At 33.7% G+C, this 570-nt stretch carries 1 protein-coding gene; it reads right to left on the minus strand.

Going from position 1 to position 570, the window contains the following annotated elements; genetic code table 11:
* The coding region (locus tag ACJDU8_RS25635) for a restriction endonuclease subunit S (RefSeq protein ID WP_406795016.1) at positions 1 to 570 on the minus strand (570 nt) is incomplete at both ends.

Here is a 570-nt window from a genome sequence, read left to right on the forward strand (position 1 = left end):
AAATTTCAATTTGTCGACTTGATTGACAAAGTTGGCAAATTCGTTTTGGAGTTCTATTGGTGGCACTGGAATCTCTATATTCTTAAACTTATCCATTGAGACATTATACATAGAACCACTTGTACCTGTTGATTTTGCAGAAAACTCTGCTCTTATAGCTGGCTCACTTAATATATATTTCATATAAAACACATTTACTCTATCAACAAACAATACCTTCCACAATTTATCAGGAAGTAATAAATCGGGATAATCCTTATGCATGATGCAAGTTGCTCCAACCATTTCACGTGTATTCGCTCTACTAAATAACAAATCACCTTTTTGAGGAAAAACATACTTTTTAATTTCTACGTCATCACCTATTACTTTATATTCATCCTCTTTAAAATAACCTTGTGTCACAGCACTAACCTTTAAAACGGCTTTTTCGCCTTCTCTTTTTTCTCTTGCTTCACCATTAGCACTCCACCCTGCTGTTATACTTTTTACAACACTTCCTATAGTGTCTTTATTCCAACCTTTAGAATTACTAAACGGATTCCCAAACATCTCGATAAATCTCGATTT

It is taken from the genome of Candidatus Clostridium eludens, from assembly GCF_045310515.1.
In the GTDB taxonomy this organism is placed as follows: Bacteria; Bacillota; Clostridia; order Clostridiales; family Clostridiaceae; genus Clostridium_B; species Clostridium_B eludens.